The organism is Vibrio sp. Y176, assembly GCF_033438945.1.
Genome location: NZ_JAWOQS010000734.1, coordinates 1 through 625 on the forward strand (window position 1 = coordinate 1; position 625 = coordinate 625).

Consider the following 625-nt stretch of genomic DNA (forward strand, 5'->3'; position numbering starts at 1 on the left):
TAGTTGGGAAAGCTCTCCCGTAAAAACTTTTTGCTGAATTTGCGTACCGCGCTCGATAATAGCAATCGGAGTTGAAGCCGCTCTTCCGTGCTGAATGAGCTGATTCTGAATATAGTGTGATTTCATGAGTCCCATGTAGATCACTAAAGTCTGATTACCACGAGCCAGTGTTGACCAATCCATCTCATCACTTTCTTCTTTCAAGTGACCAGTAACAAAAATGGCCGATTGAGCATAATCACGGTGCGTCAACGGAATGCCAGCATATGCTGTTGCTCCTGCTGCGGCAGTAATACCAGGCACCACTTGAAAACGAATGCCAGCATCAGCCAACACTTCTAGCTCTTCTCCACCGCGACCAAATACGAAAGGATCACCGCCTTTTACTCGTACTACTCGGTATCCTTGCTTAGCAAAATCAACCAAAAGTTGATTTGTCTTTTCTTGCGGTACACTGTGGTGCCCTGCACGCTTGCCAACACAAACTAAAATCGTATCGCTTGGGATCAGCGCCATGATCTCTTCAGACACCAAATAGTCGTACAAGACCACATCCGCCTGTTGTAAACAGTTCAGTGCTTTAATGGTGAGAAGTTCAGGGTCGCCAGGGCCAGCACCAACCAAT

Annotated in this window: 1 protein-coding gene; it reads right to left on the minus strand. The window is 46.7% G+C overall.

Features of this window, described 5'->3' with window-relative positions; all coding sequences use genetic code 11:
• The coding region (gene cobA / locus R7O13_RS28350; protein ID WP_318305389.1) for a uroporphyrinogen-III C-methyltransferase at positions 1-625 on the minus strand (625 nt) is incomplete at both ends.